At 70.3% G+C, this 19,457-nt stretch carries 16 protein-coding genes; 8 read left to right on the top strand and 8 right to left on the bottom strand.

Annotation, left to right across the window (positions count from 1 at the left end; all coding sequences use genetic code 11):
• Window positions 1-14: 14 nt before the first annotated feature.
• Both HH310_RS33840 and HH310_RS33845 read right to left on the bottom strand, forming a co-directional pair.
• Window positions 15-833, bottom strand: a complete 819-nt coding sequence (locus HH310_RS33840; RefSeq protein ID WP_169179793.1) for a MaoC/PaaZ C-terminal domain-containing protein — start codon at window positions 831-833, stop codon at window positions 15-17.
• Between the two features lie 2 nt (window positions 834-835).
• On the bottom strand, window positions 836-2,158 hold the full coding sequence (locus HH310_RS33845; protein ID WP_169179794.1) for a 3-oxoacyl-ACP reductase: 1,323 nt from the start codon (window positions 2,156-2,158) through the stop codon (window positions 836-838).
• 78 nt (window positions 2,159-2,236) lie between these two features.
• Here HH310_RS33845 and HH310_RS33850 point away from each other — a divergent pair, with 78 nt between their 5' ends.
• The gene (locus HH310_RS33850; RefSeq protein ID WP_169179795.1) at window positions 2,237-3,511 is read left to right on the top strand and encodes an acetyl-CoA C-acetyltransferase; all 1,275 of its coding nucleotides are present in this window, start codon (window positions 2,237-2,239) and stop codon (window positions 3,509-3,511) included.
• On the opposite strand, the gene HH310_RS33855 is transcribed toward HH310_RS33850, so the two are convergent.
• A complete protein-coding gene (locus HH310_RS33855; protein WP_248294684.1) occupies window positions 3,481-5,787 on the bottom strand; it encodes a bifunctional diguanylate cyclase/phosphodiesterase in 2,307 nt (768 codons plus the stop codon). The two genes, HH310_RS33850 and HH310_RS33855, sit on opposite strands and share 31 nt — an antisense overlap.
• Window positions 5,788-5,913: 126 nt before the next feature.
• On the opposite strand from HH310_RS33855, the gene HH310_RS33860 reads away from it, so the two are divergent.
• Both HH310_RS33860 and HH310_RS33865 read left to right on the top strand, forming a co-directional pair.
• On the top strand, window positions 5,914-7,518 hold the full coding sequence (locus tag HH310_RS33860; protein ID WP_248294685.1) for an MFS transporter: 1,605 nt from the start codon (window positions 5,914-5,916) through the stop codon (window positions 7,516-7,518).
• A gap of 21 nt (window positions 7,519-7,539) precedes the next feature.
• Complete coding sequence (locus tag HH310_RS33865) at window positions 7,540-8,154, top strand: TetR/AcrR family transcriptional regulator (protein ID WP_312034509.1); 615 nt, start codon at window positions 7,540-7,542, stop codon at window positions 8,152-8,154.
• Here HH310_RS33865 and HH310_RS33870 read toward each other — a convergent pair.
• Window positions 8,151-8,780, bottom strand: coding sequence for a TetR/AcrR family transcriptional regulator C-terminal domain-containing protein (locus HH310_RS33870; RefSeq protein ID WP_169179799.1), 630 nt, complete (start codon window positions 8,778-8,780; stop codon window positions 8,151-8,153). The genes HH310_RS33865 and HH310_RS33870 overlap by 4 nt on opposite strands.
• Before the next feature lie 110 nt (window positions 8,781-8,890).
• Between HH310_RS33870 and HH310_RS33875 the strand changes: the two genes are divergently transcribed.
• Window positions 8,891-10,366 (top strand): MFS transporter, encoded by a 1,476-nt coding sequence (locus HH310_RS33875; RefSeq protein ID WP_169179800.1) that lies wholly within the window; start codon window positions 8,891-8,893, stop codon window positions 10,364-10,366.
• Between the two features lie 41 nt (window positions 10,367-10,407).
• Here the strand turns inward: HH310_RS33875 and HH310_RS33880 are convergent, their stop codons facing one another.
• The gene (locus HH310_RS33880; RefSeq protein WP_169179801.1) at window positions 10,408-11,022 is read right to left on the bottom strand and encodes a dihydrofolate reductase family protein; all 615 of its coding nucleotides are present in this window, start codon (window positions 11,020-11,022) and stop codon (window positions 10,408-10,410) included.
• Window positions 11,023-11,175: 153 nt separating this feature from the next.
• Between HH310_RS33880 and HH310_RS33885 the strand changes: the two genes are divergently transcribed.
• Window positions 11,176-11,553 (top strand): hypothetical protein, encoded by a 378-nt coding sequence (locus HH310_RS33885; RefSeq protein ID WP_169179802.1) that lies wholly within the window; start codon window positions 11,176-11,178, stop codon window positions 11,551-11,553.
• Between the two features lie 680 nt (window positions 11,554-12,233).
• Complete coding sequence (locus HH310_RS33890) at window positions 12,234-12,671, top strand: ester cyclase (RefSeq protein WP_169179803.1); 438 nt, start codon at window positions 12,234-12,236, stop codon at window positions 12,669-12,671.
• On the opposite strand, the gene HH310_RS33895 is transcribed toward HH310_RS33890, so the two are convergent.
• Window positions 12,633-15,032 (bottom strand): glycogen/starch/alpha-glucan phosphorylase, encoded by a 2,400-nt coding sequence (locus tag HH310_RS33895; RefSeq protein ID WP_169179804.1) that lies wholly within the window; start codon window positions 15,030-15,032, stop codon window positions 12,633-12,635. The two genes, HH310_RS33890 and HH310_RS33895, sit on opposite strands and share 39 nt — an antisense overlap.
• 178 nt (window positions 15,033-15,210) lie before the next feature.
• On the opposite strand from HH310_RS33895, the gene HH310_RS33900 reads away from it, so the two are divergent.
• Together HH310_RS33900 and HH310_RS33905 are read left to right on the top strand one after the other, a co-directional pair.
• Window positions 15,211-15,699 (top strand): Pycsar system effector family protein, encoded by a 489-nt coding sequence (locus tag HH310_RS33900; protein ID WP_169179805.1) that lies wholly within the window; start codon window positions 15,211-15,213, stop codon window positions 15,697-15,699.
• 186 nt (window positions 15,700-15,885) lie between these two features.
• On the top strand, window positions 15,886-16,278 hold the full coding sequence (locus tag HH310_RS33905) for a hypothetical protein (RefSeq protein ID WP_169179806.1): 393 nt from the start codon (window positions 15,886-15,888) through the stop codon (window positions 16,276-16,278).
• A 1,668-nt stretch (window positions 16,279-17,946) separates the two neighbouring features.
• Here the strand turns inward: HH310_RS33905 and HH310_RS33910 are convergent.
• Both HH310_RS33910 and HH310_RS33915 read right to left on the bottom strand, forming a co-directional pair.
• Entirely contained in the window at window positions 17,947-18,417 is a 471-nt protein-coding gene (locus HH310_RS33910; protein ID WP_169179807.1) for a hypothetical protein, read from the bottom strand.
• Window positions 18,414-19,424: a hypothetical protein gene (locus HH310_RS33915; protein WP_169179808.1), complete on the bottom strand. Its 1,011-nt coding sequence runs from the start codon at window positions 19,422-19,424 to the stop codon at window positions 18,414-18,416. The genes HH310_RS33910 and HH310_RS33915 overlap by 4 nt, the downstream gene beginning before the upstream one ends.
• Window positions 19,425-19,457: the final 33 nt, after the last annotated feature.

Raw genomic sequence — 19,457 nt, forward strand, 5'->3', positions numbered from 1 at the left:
ACTGGCCGGTAACGTTACGGTGGCGTAACTTGGCCCGCAAGATGGGGACGGTCGCTGTGCAGACCGAATTCCCAGCCGGTCGACTCGGGCCAGGCCGCGAACGACACCCGCGAGGGCAGCGGGATCGGCTGCCGGAACGCCACGTCCACCGTGTACGCGTCGGGGAGCCGGCCCTCCAGCGCGGCCAGGCAGCGCGCCTTGCTCCACATGCCGTGCGCGATCGGCCGCGGGAAGCCGAACAGCCGCGCGCCCAGCCGCGAGGTGTGGATCGGGTTGCGGTCGCCGGAGACCGCGGCGTAGTCGGCGCCGGTGCGGGCCGGCACGTCCCACACGGCCGACGAGGCAGGCGTCGGCGTGCTCCGGTCGCCTCGCTTGCGCTTGCCGCGTTTTCGTTGCAGGTACGCCGAGACCCCGTGCCAGACGCGCTCGCCGTCCACGGTGGCCGTCGCCGTGAGATCGAACCGGGTGCCCCGCTCGTCCGTGCGCAACGCCCCGGCACGCATCGACAGGTCGAGCACCATGTCCGCGGTCAGCGGCCGCCACTGCGTGAGCCGGCTGGTCACGTGCACCAGCCCGGCCGCGCGCAGCGGGAACCCGGGCCCGGTCAGCAGCGCCATGGCCAGCGGGAACGTGAGCACGTGCGGATAGGTGACGGGCAGCCGGTCGCTGAGGCGGAAACCGCAGACCCGGTCGTACGCCCGCAGGTGTTCCCAGTCGACCCGCACACCCCGCCGGACGAGCTCCACATCGGGCAGCGTCGCCGGCCGCCGCGCGGGAAGCACCGCCCGCAGATAGTTGATCCGGGGGTTCCCGGTCAGCTCGACGACCGTCATCCTCACGCTCCCAGCAGACTCTGCCCGCACACCCGCACGATGTTCCCCGTGATGGTGCCCGAACCGGGCGACGCGAGCCAGGCGATCGTCTCGGCCACGTCGACCGGCAGCCCGCCCTGGGCCATGCTGTTCATCCGGCGGCCGGCCTCGCGCAGCATCATCGGCATCCGCGCGGTCATCGCCGTCTCGATGAAGCCGGGCGCCACCGCGTTGATGGTGACCCCGCGTTCGAGCAGCCCGGGCGCCGACGACCGCACCAGCCCGATCACCCCGGCCTTGCTGGTCGCGTAGTTGGTCTGCCCGCGGTTCCCGGCGATCCCGGCGATCGAGGCGACCCCGACGACCCGGCCGCCCGGGCGCAGCAGGCCACGCTCCAGCAACACGCCGTTGACCCGCTCGGGCGCGCCGAGGTTGACGCCGATCACCGCCGCCCAGCGGGCCGCGTCCATCTTGGCGAGGGTCTTGTCGCGGGTGATGCCGGCGTTGTGCACGACGATGTCGACGCCGCCGGCGAGGTGATCGGCCAGCCGGGCCGCGGCGCCCTCAGCGGTCAGGTCGAGCTGCAGTGCCCGGCCGCGCACGTCGTTGGCGACCGCGGCCAGCGCGTCGCCGGAGGCGGGCACGTCCAGGGCGATCACCTCGGCGCCGTCGCGCGCCAGGACCCGGGCGATGGCCGCCCCGATGCCGCGCGCCGCGCCGGTGACGACCGCCGTGCTGCCGTCGAGCGGACGGTCCCAGTCGTCCGGCACCGGCGTCTGGCCGGCGCCGATCCGGATCACCTGGCCGGAGACGTACGCGGACCGGCCGCTGAGCAGGAAGCGCAAGGTGGACTCGACGGCGTGCTCGCCGCCGGGCGCCACGTACACGAGTTGGGCGGTGATGCCCCGCCCGAACTCCTTGCCGACGCTGCGGGTGAACCCCTCGAGGGCGCGCTGCCCGGTGGCCTCGGCCGGCGACGCGCACGCCTCGGGCGGCGTCGCCAGCACGACGACCCGGCCGGACGGCTGCAGCGTGCGCGCGTTCGGCTGGAAGAACGCGAACAGCTCGGATAATCGCGCCGACCCGTCGATCCCGGTGGCGTCGAAGACCAGCGCGGCGTGCGGCGGCGCGGCCACCTCGGCCACCTCGACGCCGGCACCACCGAGGACCTTGCGCACCTCGTCGCCGAGCCACCCGCCGGTCGCGGCACCGAGCAGCACCGGCCGGGTCGCGAGGGGATCGCCGTCGTGATGCCGTCGCAGGCGCGGCGGATCGGGCAGCCCGAGCCGCTTGACGAGCGCCCGCCCCGCACCGGAGTTCGCGAAGGTCGCGTACCTGTCCGCCATGGCCGTAGCCTACTCGCGGGTAGCTGTCCGCGTTGGATTCCCGACGGTAGGCTACCCACGAGTAGCACTGGAGGTGCCATGCAGACGCCCCGCCGCGTCGCCGTGCTCGGTGGCAACCGGATCCCGTTCGCGCGCTCCGGCTCCCGGTACGCCGCCGCGTCCAACCAGGACATGCTCACGTCGGCGCTGGACGGGCTGGTCGCCCGGTTCGCGCTGGCCGGCGAGCAGCTCGGTGAGGTGGTCGCGGGGGCGGTGCTCAAGCACTCGAGGGACTACAACCTGACCCGCGAGACGGTGCTCGGGTCGCGGCTCGATCCGCGCACCCCGGCGTACGACCTCCAGCAGGCCTGCGGCACCGGCCTGGAAGCGGCGATCCTGGTGGCCAACAAGATCGCGCTGGGTCAGATCGACGCCGGGGTGGCCGGCGGGGTGGACACCACCTCGGACGCGCCGTTGCAGGTCAACGAGGACATGCGGCGCACGCTGCTGGAGATCAATCGGGCCCGGTCGTTCGGCGGGCGATTACGCGCGGCGGCGAGGTTACGGCCGCAGCAGGCGTTCCGGCCGGAGATCCCGCGCAACGCCGAGCCGCGCACCGGACTGTCCATGGGGGAGCATGCCGCGATCACCGCGCTGCGCTGGAACGTGGGCCGCCAGGCGCAGGACGAGCTCGCGCTGGCGTCGCACCGGCGGCTGGCACAGGCGTACGCAAGCGGGTTTTTCGACGATCTGATGACGCCCTATCTGGGGCTGACCGGCGACGAGAACCTGCGGGCCGACACCAGCCTGGAGAAACTCGCGAAGCTCAGGCCCGTCTACGACGAGAAGGCGGAGATGACCGCGGGCAACTCGTCGCCGCTCAGCGACGGCGCCTCGGCCGTGCTGCTGGCCAGCGAGGAGTGGGCGGCGCGGCACGACCTGCCGGTGCTGGCCTGGTTCGCCGACTGCGAGACCGCCGCGGTCGACTACGTGCACGGCGAGGAGGGGCTGCTGATGGCCCCGGCGTACGCGGTGCCGCGGATGCTCGCGCGGGGCGGCCTGACGCTGCAGGACTTCGACTTCTACGAGATCCACGAGGCGTTCGCGTCGCAGGTCCTGGCCACCCTCGCGGCCTGGGAGTCGCCGGAGTTCAGCAAGGAGCGCCTCGGGCTGGACGCGCCGCTGGGCTCGATCGACCGCGACAAGCTCAACGTGCACGGCTCGTCGCTGGCCGCCGGGCACCCGTTCGCGGCGACCGGCGGCCGGATCGTGGCGACCCTGGCCAAACTGCTCGCCACCAAGGGCCGGGGGCGCGGCCTGATCTCCATCTGCGCGGCCGGCGGTCAGGGCGTGGTGGCCATCCTGGAACGCTGAAGCACCTTCTGCTCGAACTCGGCCGGCGGCAGCGGCCTGCTGAAGTAGTAGCCCTGCGCGGACGGGCAGCCCAGCGCGCGCAACGCCTCCCAGTCGGCCTCGTCCTCGACACCCTCGGCGACCACCGCCATGTTCAGCGAGCGGGCCAGCCACAGCACCGCCTCGATGATCGACGACTTGCGCGGGTCCGCGGACAGGCCGGCCACGAACGAGCGGTCCAGCTTGACGATGTCCGCCGGGATCGACTGCAGCCAGGTCAGCGAGCTGTAGCCGGTGCCGAAGTCGTCCAGCGCGATCCGCACGCCGATCGCCTTCAGCATCTCCAGACGCTGCTGCACGTCCAGCGACGAGCCGAGCAGGGCGGTCTCGGTGATCTCCAGGATCAGCCGGGACGGGTCCAGGCCCGGGTGTGAGGCCAGCAGCGCGGCCACGTCCGGCACGAAGTCCGGCTCGGCGAGCTGGCGCGGGCTGACGTTGACCGACACGTAGCCGAGCTGGTCGCCCCACTCGATCAGGTGCCGCACGGCGCGGTTGAGCACGTGCTCGCCGAGCGGCACGATCAGGCCGGTCTCCTCGGCGGCCGGCACGAACAGGTTCGGCCCGACGATGTCGCCCTCCGGCGTGCGCATCCGGACCAGCGTCTCGGCGCCGGCCAGCTCGCCGTCGGCGCCGACGATCGGCTGGAACCACACCGGCAGCGCGGTGTCCCGGTCGCCGGCCAGGGCGCGCCGCAGCCGGGCCTCGGCCGCGATCCGGTCCTGGACCGCCACCCGCATCGTGTCGTTGAACTCGGCCACCCGGTTGCCGCCGGCCCGCTTCGCCGCGTACATCGCGGTGTCCGCGGCCAGCACGACGGCCTCGGCCGGGCCGCCGCTCGCGCTGGCCACCCCGACGCTGATCGAGATCTGCAGGTATCCGCCGTCCACCAGCAGCGGCTCGGCGCAGGCGTCCAGCAGGCCGTGCCCGGTGCGCAGCGCGGTCTCGATGCCGCCGGGCAGCGCCACCACGAACTCGTCGCCGCCGAGCCGGGCCACCAGCGAGCCGTCCGGGACGGTGGCGGCCAGCCGGGCGGACAGCGCGCGCAGCACATCGTCGCCGGCGGTGTGCCCGGCCCCGTCGTTGATCGACTTGAACCGGTCCACGTCCACGTAGATCACGCTGACCTGGTCCGGCTCGGTGGCGAGCAGCTCGCTCAGGTCGTTCTCGAACGCCGAGCGCGACAGCAGGCCGGTCAGCGAGTCCTGGCGTACCTGCCGGCGCAGCTCCTCCTGGTGCCGGCGGTTGTCGGTCACGTCGACGCAGTGCACGAAGATCAGCCGCAGCCGGCCGCGCTGGTCGCGCAGCCCGGTGGCGTGCACGTCCACCCAGATGTGGCGGCCGTTGTCCAGGCGGCGGTACTCGCGGGTGGTGGCGACCGGCTCGTCGGCGCTCAGTATGTGGTCGAACATCCCCGGCGAGGTCGCGTCGGCCGGGGTGATCGGCAGGTCGTCGACGGTGAAGCCGGCGGGCAGCTCCTCGGGCAGGTCCAGCCAGCCCCGGTACGCCTCGTTGGTGCGCAGCAGCCGGCCCTCGGGCGAGATCATGGCCATCGGCACCGGCGTCTGGTCGAAGGCGATGCTCAGCTGCGCCTGGCTCTCGTCCAGGTTCTGCTGGCTGCGCCGCTCCTCGGACTCAGTCATCTTCCACTGCACGAGCTGGAAGCCGGCGGCCAGCAGCACCGCGACGGCGTGCAGCAGCGCCCACGTCCACGGGTGGGCGAACGCGGCGTCGTGGTCGTAGGTGCGGTTGCTGACCAGCACGCCGAACACGCCGTGGTGCAGCGTGGTGCCGAGCAGGAACATGCCGAACGGCGTCCAGTCCCGGTACAGGGCCAGCGCCGCGATCACGATGAAGAAGGAGAAGTGGGCCTCGGTGAGCCCGTGCGCGATCGCGACGAAGCCGCCGCAGGCCATCACGAAGCCGAGCGCCACGAAGGTCGACGGCAGCCGGCGGCCGGGCAGCCGGGACGCGGCGATCACGCACGGCAGGATCAGGAAGACGGTCGTCAGCCAGGTGCCGTTGAGCCCGTCGGCGAACACGCCGAACGCGGTCAGCAGCACGATCGTCGCGGCGAGGATCGTGGTGAGCAGCCGATGCCGGCGTGCCCAGTCCTCGTCGCGCAGTCCTCCGCCGCTCGGCAGCAGGGCCATCAGCCTGATCATCCGGGTCCACACGTGCCGAAGATCGGTGCCGCGACGCCCGGGTTGCGAGGTCCGCCAGGTGCGAAACGGTTGCATCGGCCGAAGGTTCACGTGACGCGCCCCACATTCCGATACGAGGCCGTTCCGTTTTCCCAATGGGAAGCGTTACTGTCGTCCGGCGGAAACGGAACCGTTCCGTTTCGAAATTGGGGGGAAGCCGAATTGACTGAGGCAACTCAGGCGCCGCCAGTGAGCGCCCCGGCCGGGCATCCGCGCCGTTGGGTGGTCCTCGGCGTCCTCATCATCAGTCTTCTGGTGGTCGTCCTCGACAACACCGTGCTCAACGTCGCGCTGAAGACCATCGCCGACCCGAAGCACGGCCTCGGCTCCTCGCAGAGCCAGCTCGAGTGGGCGATCAACTCGTACACGCTGGTCTTCGCCGGCCTGCTGTTCACCGCCGGCATCCTGGCCGACCGGCTCGGCCGCAAGATCACCCTGATCGTCGGTCTGGCGATCTTCGGCGTCGCGTCGCTGGCTTCCGCGTACGCCCAGTCGCCCAACCAGCTGATCGGCGCCCGCGCGCTGATGGGTCTCGGCGCGGCGGCGGTCATGCCCGCCACGTTGTCGATCATCGCGAACGTCTTCGACCCGAAGGAGCGCCCCCGGGCCATCGGGATCTGGGCCGGCGCGGTCGGCCTCGGCGTGGCCATCGGCCCGATCGTCGGCGGCCTGCTGCTGGAGCACTTCTGGTACGGCTCGGTCTTCCTGATCAACGTGCCCGTCGTGATCATCGGCATCGTGCTGCTGCTGACCCTGGTGCCCGAGTCGCGTGACCCGAGGCCGGGCCGCATCGACTTCCTCGGCGTGGTGCTGTCGGTCATCGGTCTGAGCGCGCTCACCTACGGCGTCATCCGCGGTGGCGACGAGGGCTTCGGCGACCCGCTGGCGTGGGGCAGCCTGGTCCTGGCGATCCTGGTGCTCGTCGGCTTCGCGCTGTGGGAACGCCGCATCGAGTTCCCGTCGCTGGACGTCCGGCTGTTCACCAACCGGCAGTTCTCGGTGTCGACCGGCGTCATCGGCCTGATGTTCTTCGCGGTCCTGGGCTCGATGTTCTTCGGATCCTTCTGGCTGCAGCTGGTCCGCGGCTACGGTCCGCTCGAATCCGGCGCGGTGCTCGTGCCGTTCGCCCTCGGCCAGATCGTCTTCGCGCCGCGCAGCGCCGCGATGGTCAAGAAGTTCGGCCCGAAGGCGGTCAGCACGGTCGGCCTGCTGCTGGTTGCGCTCAGCCAGGCGGTCTGGATCATCGTCGGCGAGAGCACGCCGATCTGGCTCGTCGGCGTGGCGTTCTTCATCGCCGGTGTCGGCATGGCGAACGTGATGCCGCCGGCCACCGAGGCGATCATGGCGGCGCTGCCGCGGGAGAAGGCCGGTGTCGGCTCCGCGGTGAGCAACACGATCCGTCAGTTCGGCGGCGCCCTCGGCGTTGCCGCGCTGGGTGCGGTGCTCGCCTCGGTCTACCGCGGCCACCTCGGGGACGCGACCGCCGGTCTGCCCGCGCAGGCGGCCGACGCGTTCTCCAAGGACATCTCCGGGGCACACGCCGTCGGCGACGCCATCGGCCCGTCCGCGGCGCCGCTGATCGCCCAGGCGAACGACGCGTTCATCACCGGTCTGCACTACGCGGCCGCCGGCGGCACGTTCGTCGGACTGCTCGGCGTGGTCGCGGCCCTGATCTGGATGCCCGGCAAGCGCCCGGCCGGCACTCCGGCGCCGACCACCGACGAGTCGCTCGCCGAGGAGCAGGGCGTGACCCTGGTCGAGGCGTAACCAGCCGGTAACATGACTGACATGACAACGGTCAATGCCGACGCCGGGGCCGCCCAGGAGCGCAAGGCTCCTGGGCGGCCCCGCAACGCCCAGGCGGACGGGGCCATCCTCGAGGCGGTGCTCGAGTTGCTCAGCGCCGGCCAGAGTGCCGCGGCCATCTCGATCGAGGCGGTCGCGGCCAAGGCCGGCGTCGGCAAGGCGACCATCTACCGGCGCTGGCCCAACAAGGAAGCCCTGCTCATCGACGCGGTCCAGGCGATGAAGGGCCCGTTGCCCGCGCTGCCCGGCACGTCGGTGCGCGAAGACCTGATCCTGCTGATCACGGCGAACCGCTCCGGCCGGTTCCACCGGCACAGCAAGGCCACGGTGTGCCTGATGCCCGAGATCAACTCGGACGACTCGCTGCGCCGGCAGTATCAGGCGGTGATCGAGCCGCGCCGCGAGTTCATGCGCGACGTGCTGCGCCGCGGCATCGCCCGCGGCGAGCTGCGGGCCGACCTCGACATCGAGATCGCCTTGCTCATGCTCTCTGGCCCGTCGATGGTGCAGACCATGCTCGGCTGGGCGCCGGACATGCCCGACGAGACGTTCGTCGAGTCACTGGTCGACGCCTTCCTGCGCGGCGCGCAAGCCTAGCCGCACAGCGTTTTCTCGATGCCGGCGAGGACGGCGGTCAGCCCGGCCTCGAACTCTTCCTCGCCCGCGTGCGCGGCCAGGAACGGCGTCACCACGGCGATGGCCGGGAACTCGCCCCGGTTGAGCGCCGCGATGCGCTCGGCGGCCGCCGCCGGGTCCCGCTCGCGGGTCAGCGGCCCGGCCAGCTCGTTCTGGGCGATGCCCATGACGAACCCGATGATCGTGCGGAACGCGACGAGCTGCGCGGCCGGGTCGAGGCCGCCGCGGGCGAGGGCCGCCATCTGTGCCTCGACCAGGCGGAGCTGGGCGCGCGAGGTGGTCCGGCGGGTGACCACCAGCGGAATGATCGCCGGATGCGCCCGGAACGTCCGCCAGGCCGCGGTCGCCACCGCGCGGGTGTCGGCCAGCCAGTCGTCGGTCGGCTCGGGCAGGTCGATGCGCCCGACGACGGCATCGACCACCAGTTCCTCGAGGGCCTCCCGGCTGTCCACATAGTTGTAGAGGGTCATCGGACCGGTCTGCAGGGAGGTCGCCAGCGAGCGCATGGTGAGCGCGCTCAGCCCGTCCCGCTCGACGATCGCGAGCGCGTGTTTCTGGATGTCCGCGACGGTGAAGCGGGCCTTCATGCCACGTCAGGGTACACGTGGCTGAGGTCACGGCGATCTCGCGAGACGGACGCGCCACCACAAACGTACGTTGTACGTGTTTCTGGTGTGCGGTCTGGAGGAGACAGGCAATGGCGAGGTCCAAGGCGATCCTGTGGATCGTTCTGATCGCCCAGTTCATGGTCGTGCTCGACGCGACCATCGTGACGGTGGCACTACCGTCCATCGACACCGGGCTGCACTTTCACGACCAGCTCCAGCTGCAATGGGTGATCAACGCGTACATCCTGCTGTTCGGCGGTTTCCTGCTGCTCGGCGGCCGGGCCGGTGACCTGTTCGGCCGGCAACGGCTGTTCGTCATCGGGCTGGCGTTGTTCGGCCTGTCGTCGCTGGTCAACGGGCTCGCGCAGAACTCGTCGACGTTGATCGTGGGCCGCGCGGTGCAGGGCCTGGGCGGGGCGCTCACGTCCCCGGCCGTGTTGTCGATCATCATCGTGACGTTCTCGTCCGTCGCCGAGCGGGCCAAGGCGCTCGCCCTGTTCGGCTCGGTGACCGCGGCGGGCAGCGCGGCCGGCATCCTGGCCGGCGGCATCCTCACCGAGTGGCTCAACTGGCGGGCCATCTTCCTGGTGAACGTGCCCATCGCGGCCGTGGCGATCGTCGGGGCGCTGCGCGTGGTGCCGAACAGCCGGCACCGCGTCGAAGGCCAGAAGAACCGGCTGGACCTGCCCGGCGCCCTGCTCATCACCGCCGGGCTGCTGCTTCTCGTGTACGGCATCGTGAACGCCGAGGAGTGGGGCTGGACCGCCGGCAAGCTGTGGGCGATCCTGGGCGCGGCGGCCGTGCTCATCGCGTTGTTCTTCGTGGTCGAGGTGCGCTCGCGGCAGCCGCTGGTGCGTCTGGGCATCTTCGCCGGACGCGCTCTGTCGGTGGCGAACGTGTCGGTGTTCTTCATGCGGGCCGCACAGTTCGTGATGCTGTTCTTCCCGACGCTGTACCTGGCCCAGGTCAAGGGCTACAGCCCGATCGAGAACGGCCTCGCGTACCTGCCGTGGCCGGTCGCGATGTTCCTGTCCGCCAAGCTGGCCCAGAAGCTCATCGCGAAGCGCGGCCCCAAGCTGGTCGTGTCGGTCGGCCTGGTCATCGACGCCGCCGGGCTGTTCCTGCTGAGCTTCCTCAACGGCCACAGCTCGTACGCGACGGACGTGCTGCCCGGCATGGTGCTCACCGCCGTCGGCATGGGCTTCGCCTGGTCGTCGCTGTTCCTGGTGTCCTCGGTCGGGGTCGCGCCGCACGAGAGCGGGCTCGCCTCCGGCATCATCAACACCTCGCAGCAGCTGGGCAGCGCGATCGGCCTGGCCGTGATGAGCTCGGTCGCGGCGGCGTACACGAGTGATCTGCTGGCCGGCGGCACCGCCCCGGCCGACGCCCTCGCCAAGGGCTTCGACCGCGGCTTCCTGATCGCCACCGCGATCATGGTGGTGGCGGCCGTGGTCGCGGCGGTGGGGCTGCGCTCGTCCGACGGCCGGCACACGCCGGCGCCGGCGGCCCCGCGCAAGGACGACGAGGTTCCGGTGGTCAGCCTGGAACCGGCGCTGGGCGACTAGGCCGTGCGCCGGGGCCCGCGCGAGGGGCCCCGGCGCGCCGGTCAGGCGTAGTGCGGGCGGCCGGCCGGGCGGAAGACCTGGATCGTGACGCCCTTCGAGTCGACGCGCGACTCGACCAGATCGAGCACGAGATCCGGACCGGCCTGCGGGAACAGCCGTGCGCCCTGGCCGAGGATCACCGGGACCACGAGCAGGGTCATCTCGTCGACCAGGTCGTTCGCCAGCAGCCAGCGGATCAGCGTGCCGCTGCCGTGCACCTGCAGCTCACCGCCCGACTTGGCCTTCAGCTCCCGGACGGCGTGGGCGAGGTCGCCGGACAGCACGGTGGTGCCCGACCAGGCCGGATCGGCGAGCGTGGCCGACGCGACGTACTTGGGCCGGGCGTTCAGGGCCCGCATGACGGGCACCCAGCCGGGCACATCCTGTTCGGTCAGCGACCCCCACGAGCTCTGGAACAGCTCGTACGTGCGGCGGCCGAACAGGAAAGCGTCGGCCCGTTCATAGGTCGCGTTCATGTAGGCGTGCGTGTCGTCGTCGCCGCGCCCGAGCGCCCAGCCGCCGCGCTCGAATCCGTTCCTGCGGTCCTCCGCCGAGGCGCCGCCGTTTCCCTGCATCACTCCGTCGATGGTGACCTGGGTCATGGTCGTCAGCTTCACGGTCGTGGTTCCTCACGCTTGGCGCCGCCCCCGGTGGGCGGCCGTCACCCCTGCTACGAACGGCACCGCCCCGATCCGACAATGGTGCGATGAACGTCGCGTGTCCGCCAGGCGGCCGCGCCGTGGAATCCGCGGGTGCCTAGCCTCGAAGCGATGACGTCGCCGGACCCGAGGTTGCACTCGCCGTTCTGCCCGCGCGGATGGCCGCCCGGCAGGCGGCGCCTCGACGTGTGGACCGAGGGGGGTTCGTTCCCGGTGTGGGGGTGGTTCACGCTGCCGGCCCGCCCGCCCCGCGAGATTCACGGCAACCTCGGGCCGGCGACGCTCGGCCTGTCCGCCGGGCTGGCGGCCGGTCTGCGGGACTGGGCGCACAACTACGACTCGGGTCTCGCCCCCGCCGAGCGGCCGGCCTGGCGCGACGCGGGCCGCGACCTGGCCGGCCGGCTGGCGGCGGAGACCGGCGCCTTGGTCGTCTATCTGTGGCCGGTGGACGGCCACGACCCGGCGTGCCCCGACTGCCCCGGCCGCTAGGACGACTGGATGAACGCGGCGAGCGGGCTGCTCGTACTGCGCGAGGTGCGGGCCGGTCTACGGCAACGTAACGAGCTCGCACGCCCACTACGAGCGTCGCGGCAGCCGTGTGTCCCTGTTCTACCAAGGCCGCGCGTGTCCCATTATGTGGAAGACGTTGACCGCATCGTGAGGCGTTCGGAGACCTTGGAGAGTTGCGCCCGTATTTCGACCATAACTCTCCAAGGTCCACACTTGGCCGCGAAAAGGCTGGGCACAAAAGCCGCTTCAAGGGACTAATCGGACCCCATAGTGGACAGAGGTCTCACATGGTGGACGCTGGTTCACGATGTGGTCGCCGGTCCCGGATGCCGGGCAGCCATCCCAAATGATGGACGAGGAGACGTTCACGGCACCCAAGGCATCCACCGCAGCCGCGATGCGGGACCGAGGTCGCCTGGCCGATTCGCCTTACTTTATTCCGAAATATCGGTATTTGGTCGGGCGGCTCTGGTCGGCGGACTCGCGGACGCTGTTCTTCCTGTCCGGCTGCGGTTCACCGCCGTGCGGGTGTGCGCTGCCGACTTATGCAGCGTGGACCGCACGCCCAGCGCCCGCTGTCACGATGCGAATGCGCCGGCGCCGCAAGCTTCGTCGGCGGAAACAGGGTGTCGCCCCGCCTGACGGGTGACACTGACGCGATGGAGCTTGAGCAGAGCCTCTTTGACCTGTGGCAGCGCCCGCCCGCCACCCTCGACGACCCGGCCGCCGCGTTCGCCCGCGTCTACACCGACCCGGTGCTCATCAACGACCTGCCTTTCACGGTCGCCGACATCGTCAGCCGGGCGCAGGCGCTGCACGCCGCCTTCACCGAGCACACCATCGAGGTCGTCGACCGGATGGCGGCGCCCGGCAAGCTGACCGTCGCGTTCCGGCACCGCGCCCGGCACACCGGCGTGTGGCGGACCCCGCTCGGTGACCTGCCGCCGACCGGGCGGATCGTCACCGGCCTCGGCATCGACGTGCTCACCGTCGACGCCGAGGGCCGGGTGTCGCGGATCTGGGTGCTGGCCGACGAGTTGCAGCGCATCCTGCAGGTCTCAGACGCGGACCGCCTCGGCGTGCCAGATCCGCGCTAGGTAGTCGTTCACCGTACGGTCGGCGGAGAAGAAGCCCGAGCGTGCCGTGTTCAGGATCGACATGCCGGTCCAGCGGTCCTGGTCGCGCCACACCTCGTCGACCGTCTCCTGGCAGTCCACGTACGCGCGGTAGTCGGCCAGCGTCAGGTATTCGTCGCGGTCCAGCAGCGACGCGGCCACCTCGGCACCGACACCGCCGAACGCGCCGGACGAGATCGCGTCGAGGGCCTGGCGCAGCTCGGCGTCGGTGTCGTAGTGGTCGCGCGGACGGTACGGACCCGCCCGCAGCGCCAGGGCGGCCGGCGCGTCCATGCCGAACAGGAAGAAGTTCTCGGCGCCGACCCGGTCGCGGATCTCGACGTTCGCGCCGTCCAGCGTGCCGATCGTGACCGCGCCGTTGAGGGCCAGCTTCATGTTCCCGGTGCCGGACGCCTCCTTGCCGGCCATCGAGATCTGCTCACTCAGGTCGGCGGCCGGGATGATCCGCTCGGCGAGGGTGATGTTGTAGTTCGGCGGGAACACCACCTTCAGGAAGCGGCTCACGTCCGGGTCGGCGTCCACCGTGGCGGCGACCGCGTTGACCAGCCGGATGATGGACTTCGCCGCGTGGTACGCCGGTGCCGCCTTGCCACCGAACAGGATCGTGCGCGGGCCCGGAGCGTACCGGGAATCGCTCTTGATCCGGTGGTAGAGGGTGACCACGTGCAACAGCTTGAGCTGCTGGCGCTTGTACTCATGGAACCGCTTGATCATGACGTCGGTGAGCGAGCCGGGGTCGCCCAGGCCGAGCGCGACCTTGCCGGCCCGCTTCACCGAGCGCCACCGCTCCCGGAACGACGCGTCGGACGCCAGCGGCTCCAGCCCCGACAACAGCGATAGATCCGAGATCCACCGGTCGGTGCCGAGGCCGTCGCTGATCAATGAGGACAGCCGCGGGTTCGCCAGCCGCACGAATCGCCGGGGCGACACGCCGTTGGTCACGTTGCGGAACTTCTGCGGCCACATCGTCGCGAAGTCGCCGAGCACCGTCGAGGTGAGCAACTCGGTGTGCAGCTCGGCGACCCCGTTCACGGCTTGCGACCCGACACAGGCGAGATGCGCCATCCGAACGCGACGCTCCGGTTCCTCCTGGATGAGCGACATCCGGCGTACGCGGTCGGCATCGCCCGGGAAACGCGCCGAGACCTCCTGCAGGAAGCGCAGGTTGATCTCGTAGATGATCTCCAGATGGCGGGGCAGCAGCCGCTCCATCAGGCTCACCGGCCACGTCTCCAGGGCCTCCGGCAGCAGGGTGTGACATGTGTACGCGAAGGTGCGCCGGGTGATGTCCCAGGCCCGGTCCCAGCCCAGCTCGTACTCGTCGACCAGCAGCCGCATCAACTCGGGCACGGCCAGCACCGGATGCGTGTCGTTGAGCTGGATCACGGTCTTCTCGGCGAACGCGTCCCAGTCGGTGTTGCGGAACCGGAACCGCCGGATGATGTCCCGCAGCGAGCACGACACCAGGAAATACTGCTGCTTGAGCCGCAGCTCCCGGCCGTCCGCGGTGCTGTCGTCCGGGTAGAGCACCTTGCTGATGTTCTCGGCGCGCACCGCCTCGGTCACCGCCTCGGCGTACCGGCCCGCCGAGAACTTGCTCAGGTCGAACGACGCCTCGTGCGCCCGCGCCTTCCACAGCCGCACGATGTTCACGGTGTCGGTCCCGTACCCCGGCACCAGCATGTGGCTCGGCTCGCCCAGCACGATCTCGCCGGGGATCCATTTCCCATTCTCGGTACGCCCGTAGAACCCCACCACCTGGCGATCATCCGGGGCCGGGAACTCCCACGGGTCACCCTGGAAGGCCCAGTCGTCCGGCTTCTCCACCTGGGCGCCGTCCTCGAACGCCTGCTTGAAGATCCCCAGGTCGTACCGGATGCCGTACCCCACGGCCGGGATGTCCAGCGTGGCCATGGCGTCCAGCAGGCACGCCGCGAGCCGCCCGAGGCCGCCGTTACCCAGCCCCGGCTCGACGTCCAGCCTCTCGACCTCGTCCGCGTCGAACCCGAGCGACTTCAACGCCGCCGCGGCCAGCTCACCGGTGCCCGAGTACAGCAGGTTCTGCTCGAGCTGCGGCCCCAGCAGGTATTCCGCGGACAGGTAGTAGACCCAGCGCGGGTTGGCGGCATACTGCGCCGCGGCGGTGCGGGCACGCCGCTCGGCCAGCCGGTCGCGCACGGTGACCGCGAGCGTCTCGTACGCGTCCTGCGCGCTGGCCGACTCGACGGTCGTCCCGCGCCGGTAGTAGAGGTTGCTCAGCAGATCCTGCTCGAACTCGGCAGGGGTGCGCCCGAGCGCCCGCAGCCCGTTGCGAAGGTCCATGCCGCCAGAGTGCCTCGGAAAGGTGACGCGCGCCTGTCGCTTTTCCGAAGAGTCGGCATCCGCTCGGCCTTGCGGCGGTCGCGTAACCCGCCTCTCGCTGAACCCGCATCATGTGATGTGGGTCGGCGACGCGTATCCGTACACAGACCGCCCGGCCGCGCCGGTGCCTGCTGGAGACATGAGCGCCGACCAGGACCTGCAGCACGACACGTCCCTTGCCCTGCACACCATCACCGAGACCAACCAATCGATCAGGTTCGCCGACACCAAGGCCGGCGCTCTCGCCGGAATCCAGGCCCTGATGATCACCATCCTGGCCAGACGTCACGAGTCGGGTGACGGCACGCTTCTGCGGCTGCTTTACCTTGCCTGCCTCCTCGGGATTCTTGTCTCGGCCTTGCTGCTGGCCGTCGGCCAGGTACCCCGTCTGCTCGAAGACCAGGGTCGGATGAACCGGGTGTCCTTTACCGCCCTGAGCCGGATGCATCCTGACCAGCTGCTGCAGGTGCCGCCCATGGACCACCGCCACGAAGATGCCTGGCGTCAGGCGGCTTCCCTGGCCCGCATCGCTCTCGCCAAGTTCCGCTGGCTGACCCGCGCGGCGGCGAGCACGGTTCTCACGTTGGCGGCCGTGCTCGCCTGGCAGCAGGCCGCGACGTTGGCGTGACATTCGCCAAGTGGCCTGCGAGTCCGTCACGGTTCGTGAAGCGCGGCTGTGGTCATCGGGCTTTGCGGGACTACGTTCCCGGTGGGTTTCGGGGCAGCACGGTGCTCCGTTACGATCCGTCGACTCGTATCCAGGGATGGAGAAGGCACAGTGACCCAGCGGTTTCAGGCGAGGGCGTTCGCGGTCGTGGCCCGCTACCTGGGTTCTGGCGAGCAGCCACGGGTCGCCACCCGCGCGACGGTCGGCGCGTTCGATGCGAGCCGGCTCGCCACCGTGTTGAGTCGTGGCATCGTGCCTGGCATCGCCAACGCGGTCACGGACGCGATCCATAACTCGACCGGCGCGCAGGTCGTCGTGGCCACCGACCAGCGGGTGCTATTTCTGTCTTGCACCTTTTGGGGCGGGCCGGGCGATGAGTTGGTCACGATCGTTCCGCGCGACCTGTTGTCGCTGGCCGAGTCGAAGTTGGGCACGGTGAGTGTCCTGCGGCTGTCGTTCGCCGGGGGCGGTGTCTCGCTGACCTTCCCGCGCATTGACAAGGCCGGCGCCGTAGCACTCGCTGCCGAGCTGCGATCCTGACTTTCTCCCACGCATAGGCCTTCACCCGCTGAATCTGGGCCGGGCCGAGATCGAACGCTACGTCCGTTGGATGCAAGAAGTCCGCTGCTACCAGCCCTCGGCCGTGCTTCGCCGGCTGTCGGCGAGACAACCCGGCGGTGTCCGGAATGGTGGCATGAAGAAACCGCGCGCACACAATTTCTGTGCGGACGCCACCCGGTCACGGATGGGAAGCCCGCCAGGATCGAATCAGTTCGTCTTTCCAGCCGGGCGGTGGTGGCCACGGAACGCCCCAGGCCGCGAGGGTGGCCTTCGTCCAACCGCCTTTCGGGGTCTTGGCCGCCTCAATCTCATCGGGCGATACGTTCGAGCGCAGTGGAGGACCTTGGTAGCTCACCAGTAGATGATTACCGACGAGGTCTGCGAGCCTCAAACCCTTTGCCGCGCAAGATCACACGCTGCCGAAACCCAGCGACATCTGGTGCCCAGTCCGCGGTCCTTTGGTCCGATATTCCGCGGCTTTAGCTGCTGATCCGGGCAGGCGGGTTGGTGGCGGGTTTTTCCGGGCCGTTTTCGTGTGCCGGTGGCGTGACGGCGGGATACGGGCACGGGTGTGAGTCGTCGCCAAGCCGGTGGTCTGATTGCCGTGCCCGGCGGCGGCGTCGCTGTGGGTCGCCTCGCGTGTTGGTGGCCGCGACGTGCTGGTGCATGTATGCGGGCGGCGCTCTCGTGTGGCGGTCGCATGCCTGCCGTGGCTGGCGGCGGCCCGCTGTGCGGGTCGCCACGCTGCGCGGACGCGACCCGACTCTCGCGCGGCGCGGCTGGGTCGTGGAGCACGGCCGGGTTGGGTGGTGCGGCCGGATTACGGGGTGCGGCGCGGTCCACCAGCCCGGTGAGCTCGCTGTGCCGGCCGGTGTCGCCCTGGGCTAGGTTATCGGCGCGACCCGCCGGCGCCGGCGTGGCTGTCGGGGCCGGGGGGCCTGCCGGTACGGCACGGCTTGTGGGCACGTCGGCTATATCCGGCTGGTTGGCTGCCGCTGGTGCCGGGCGTTGGGTCAGGGTTGCCTCGGCGGGCCAGATCAACGGCGGGACCGCCTCGGCCAGGTCATGCAGGCCGATGATCGCGCATTCGTCGGAACAGCCATGCGCCCGGCACAGCTTACGCGCGTGCCGGCGCGCCAATCCCCAAGACCGGCGCCGTGCCTGTTCACGACGAAACGCGTCCTTTCCCGGCGAATATCGTCGTGCCTTAGTGCGGTCACGCAGAGCAGCCGTCACTGGCCGGGTGAACAAGGAAAGCTGCTGGTACCGTATGAATACATTTTCTCGCCCCGCAGACGGCCTCGCATCAAAACGATCGTGCCAACCTCAGAAAACCATAACCGTCCACACAAGACACACTGCCGGCGCGCCAATTCCGGCTATTCGTTATTTTGTCTTTACCAGCTTACGGAAGGCGACTCTCATACCGCAGACAAGGTCTCGCTCAAGGTGGGGACCAGACTCGCGAACATCGATATAGGTGAGATCTTGGTGGTGCCCCCACGCCATCGGCGAGCAGATCGTCCGGATCTTCAGCGAGGTGCTCGGCGAGCAGGCCGGCTATCGGCCGCTCAACCCCCATCAGGTACGACCGGGCAATGGGCGGCGGAGCGCCGCAGCGAGCTGCAGACGTCGACGAGGCGGCGATCACTTGGTGGGCGGGCACGCCGGTAGGTAGGGGGCCGGCGGCTCCGCCCAGCAACTCTGGAAGACCTGGTCGCCGACCGAGATCCTGGTGAAGTACATGGTGCCGTTCTCGGCCGGTGCCGGCTGCGACAGCACCACCGGCACCGAGGTGCTGACATCGTGGCCCTCCACGCAGGACGGGTCGCAGTCGACCTGGTTGAGGACGCCCTCGCCGGTCGCGGTCGTCTCGCCCCAGTCGGACCACGTCAGGTCATTGAGTACGGCCGAGCCGTCGCCGCAGGTCAGCTGGATAGTGGTGGGTTTGATCTGGCCGGGGTTGTCGCAGTCGTCGGTGATCCGCACGGCGGACAGCGGCGCGTCGACGGCTCCGGGTGGTGCATCCGACGCCCGGTGCGTGATCGCGAAGACCAGCGAGAGAATGACGACCAGTCCGGCCGCCGACCAGGCGGCGAGGGCCGTCCACCTGTTCATTCTTGCTCCCTCCTGGACCACCGCAACGGCAGCACCGCCGCCTGGATGAGTGAGACGAGGGCACCACCGGCAATGCCGAGCAGTACGCCGGAGACGAAGCCGATGTACACCCCGCGCTGCTGGATGGGCAGACTGATCCCGGTGAGCTGAACGGCGTCGCCGTCGTCGGCGGCCCAGTGCCAGCCGAACGGGTCGGTCGTGGTCGGCAGGGTGCCGGCCTGCAGCGAATACTGGGCGGTCACCGGATTGTCCTGGCGCGCCGGGTCGACGAAGTAGAGGCTGCGCGTCACCTCGAAGCGCGGGGCGCCTTCGATGCGGGAGTCCACCCGCACCGCGGGGAGAGTGGCCGAGACGTACTGGCCGTTGAAGGCGAGCGGCGCCCCGGAATCCCAGCAGAGCGACACCTTCGCGATCGGCCACCACTTTCCGGTGGCGGCCCGGCCGGGGGAGGCGCCGGCCATGCCTAATACGTTCGCGGCGGTGCGGTCCTCGGGCGTACCGGTGAATGCGGTCAACGCCGTCTCGGATATCGGCTGTTCGCCGAGGGTGAGCCCGCCGTCGCTGATGACAAAGGGGGTCGGGTGGGCTCGCCCGACGTAGCGGTAGCGGTCGGGACACGGGTGCGGCTGGCCGGCGGTCCGGTCGGTCAGGACACTCCACTGCGCCTTGCCGGTCGGGCCCAGGATGCCGAAGACGTCGAGCTCGAGCGCGACGGTCTTGGAATCCAGCTGGTAGAGGGTCTCGTCGACGCTGACGCTGATCGCCCCGTCGACGTAGATCTGCATCGACGAGTTCGGAACCACCGGCGGCGAGTCGGTGCCCGGCCGCAGCCCGTAGCCGATCGCGCCGATGGACACCGTCAGCAACGCCAGCACGATCATCGTCGGACGGTGAATGCGGTCGAGGTAGCGGTGTGTCGCGGGGTGGCGGGCGCGGGGCCGTAGGTGGCGACGGGGTCGCGCGGACCGGTGCCGGAGCCGGCGCTTGCGCACCGCTTCGTCCGGCATGTCCTCCATTCAATACCAGCGGCGCACCGGCCG

Origin of the sequence: Actinoplanes sp. TBRC 11911, from assembly GCF_012933445.1 — a bacterium.
Lineage (GTDB): Bacteria > Actinomycetota > Actinomycetes > Mycobacteriales > Micromonosporaceae > Actinoplanes.

What these genes read in the sequence shown, in the direction of transcription:
- HH310_RS33840 (WP_169179793.1), bottom strand. Translation starts at nt 833, where the DNA reads ATGACGGTCGTCGAGCTGACCGGGAACCCCCGGATCAACTATCTGCGG.
- HH310_RS33845 (WP_169179794.1), bottom strand. Translation starts at nt 2,158, where the DNA reads ATGGCGGACAGGTACGCGACCTTCGCGAACTCCGGTGCGGGGCGGGCG.
- HH310_RS33850 (WP_169179795.1), top strand. Translation starts at nt 2,237, where the DNA reads ATGCAGACGCCCCGCCGCGTCGCCGTGCTCGGTGGCAACCGGATCCCG.
- HH310_RS33855 (WP_248294684.1), bottom strand. Translation starts at nt 5,787, where the DNA reads ATGCAACCGTTTCGCACCTGGCGGACCTCGCAACCCGGGCGTCGCGGC.
- HH310_RS33865 (WP_312034509.1), top strand. Translation starts at nt 7,540, where the DNA reads ATGACAACGGTCAATGCCGACGCCGGGGCCGCCCAGGAGCGCAAGGCT.
- HH310_RS33870 (WP_169179799.1), bottom strand. Translation starts at nt 8,780, where the DNA reads ATGAAGGCCCGCTTCACCGTCGCGGACATCCAGAAACACGCGCTCGCG.
- HH310_RS33875 (WP_169179800.1), top strand. Translation starts at nt 8,891, where the DNA reads ATGGCGAGGTCCAAGGCGATCCTGTGGATCGTTCTGATCGCCCAGTTC.
- HH310_RS33885 (WP_169179802.1), top strand. Translation starts at nt 11,176, where the DNA reads ATGACGTCGCCGGACCCGAGGTTGCACTCGCCGTTCTGCCCGCGCGGA.
- HH310_RS33890 (WP_169179803.1), top strand. Translation starts at nt 12,234, where the DNA reads ATGGAGCTTGAGCAGAGCCTCTTTGACCTGTGGCAGCGCCCGCCCGCC.
- HH310_RS33895 (WP_169179804.1), bottom strand. Translation starts at nt 15,032, where the DNA reads ATGGACCTTCGCAACGGGCTGCGGGCGCTCGGGCGCACCCCTGCCGAG.
- HH310_RS33900 (WP_169179805.1), top strand. Translation starts at nt 15,211, where the DNA reads ATGAGCGCCGACCAGGACCTGCAGCACGACACGTCCCTTGCCCTGCAC.
- HH310_RS33910 (WP_169179807.1), bottom strand. Translation starts at nt 18,417, where the DNA reads ATGAACAGGTGGACGGCCCTCGCCGCCTGGTCGGCGGCCGGACTGGTC.
- HH310_RS33915 (WP_169179808.1), bottom strand. Translation starts at nt 19,424, where the DNA reads ATGCCGGACGAAGCGGTGCGCAAGCGCCGGCTCCGGCACCGGTCCGCG.